2 protein-coding genes are annotated in these 1,980 nt (G+C 60.9%); both read right to left on the minus strand.

What is annotated here, in order from left to right; translation table 11 throughout:
- Nucleotides 1-667 (minus strand): IS21-like element helper ATPase IstB (istB, locus tag ACP5E6_RS18735; protein WP_427956943.1); only part of this gene is annotated, 667 nt, incomplete at its 3' end.
- Nucleotides 668-678: 11 nt separating this feature from the next.
- The coding region (gene istA / locus ACP5E6_RS18740; RefSeq protein WP_427956945.1) for an IS21 family transposase at nt 679-1,980 on the minus strand (1,302 nt) is incomplete at its 5' end.

The following is a 1,980-nucleotide window of genomic DNA, read 5'->3' on the forward strand; positions in this document are numbered from 1 at the left end:
ATCGATCGAGAATGGCGTCGGCGATGGTGGGATCGCCGATAATTTCATACCAGCGATCAACCGGCACTTGGCTGGTGATGATGATGGATCGGCGGTCGTGGCGGTCCTCGACGATTTCGAGCAGGTCACGGCGCTGATCCGCGTTCAATGTCTCTGGTCCCCAATCGTCGAGGATGAGCAAATCGACCCGCGCGATCTGGCGGAGGGTTGCGGCATACCGGCCATCGCCGCGCGCGAGCGCTAAGGCGGCGAATAGGCGCGGGACGCGGTGGTAGGCGGTGGACAAATCCTCACGACATGCTTTCTGGCCGAGGGCGCAGGCGATCCAGCTTTTGCCGACGCCGCAGGGGCCAGTGATCAGCAGATTATGCTTGGCACGGACCCATTCGCATCCGGCAAGCTTGAGGAACATCGCGCGGTCCAGGCCACGCGAGGTCCGATAATCGATATCTTCGACGGTGGCCTCTTGGCGCAGCTTGGCCATGCGGGCCAGCCGTTCAAAACGCTTTTGCCGCCGAAGCGTTGTCTCGTGATCGAGCAGTAACGCCAGCCACGCAGCATGATCGAGGCTGGCCGTATCGGGATGCGCCTGGAGATCCTTGAATCCCTTGGCCATGCCATGCAGACCAAGGGCCTGGAGTTGATCGAGAGTTGGATGCGACAACATTGGTATTCCTTTCAATGAAAATAGCCGGAACCACGGAGATTGCCGTGGGTAATGATCGCCTGCGGCTCACCGGCTGCGGCGGTTGAACGATCGAGCTTCTTGGCGACGATCGAGGCGAGACTTTTGTAGGTGAACGAGCCGATCGCGATGGCGTAGTCGGCCACGGCCTCAGCGCGGGCGGGGTCGAGGTCCTTGAACAATCGGAGAATCCCGAGACAGGTCCTAAATCCCTGCTCGGGATGCGGTCGGCTGGCGAGGATCGCGGTGATTAGCCCTTCGGTATGCGGACCGATGGAGGCGCCCCAGCGGCGGAACCGCTCTGGTGTCCATTCGGCGTAGCGCCGGTGGGCACTCGGCATGTGCTTGATGTCGGTGCCATGCTTGCGGCCCCCGTAGCGCCGCTGATGAACCGCAACGCGCTTGCCGTGGTGGAATATCTCAATGCCGCGCTCGGTCGCGCGGGTATCAACCTGCTGGCGGATCAGTTCGTGCGGCACCGAATAGAAAAACCCGCAAACCTCGACGTGATAATCCAGCGCGACCCGTGCCAGACCCCATTCGGCGAATTCATAGTCGGACGCAGGCAACGCCGCGAGCGCTGGCCGCTCGATTGTCTCGTAAAGATGCCGCCGACTGACACCAATACGGCGCATGACATAGTCGTTGATCCGATCAACCATACCGGCGATCGCCTGGTTGGCTTCGGCCAGCGAGAAGAACGTCTGCCGACGCAGGCGCCCCAGGATATAGCTCTGCGCAAAGCGGACGCCTGACTCCACTTTGGCTTTATCCCGCGGGCGGTATGGGCGTGCTGGCAGCACACCGATCCCATAATGTGACGCCATGCGCCCGTAGCTGCGGTTGATCTCTGGATCGTAAAACGATGGTTTGTTGACGCCCGACTTCAGATTATCCGGCACAATTAACCGCGGAACACCGCCAAATGCGCGGAACATCCTGACATGCGCGCCAATCCAGTCCGGCAGGGTCTGGGTCCAACTCGCCTCGGCGTAGGTAAAGCTCGACGCGCCCAGCACGCCAACAAAGATCTCCGCCTGCCGAACTTCGCCGCTCGCCCGATCGACAATACCGATCCGCTTGCCAGAATAATCGACGAAGACCTTGTCACCAGCACGATGATCCTGGCGCATCACCGGTGATAACCGGGCCTCAAACTCCCTGAACAGTTCACAAAACCGCGAATATCCGTAACCCCCCGGGTGCTGGTCACGATACTCCTCCCAAAGCACCTGCAGATTGACCCCAGGTCGCTTCAGTTCGCAGACCAGTTCGTCCCAGGCCGGCTCGGCACG

The sequence above is a fragment of the Acidiphilium sp. genome (assembly GCF_049977125.1).
Taxonomy (GTDB): Bacteria; Pseudomonadota; Alphaproteobacteria; order Acetobacterales; family Acetobacteraceae; genus Acidiphilium.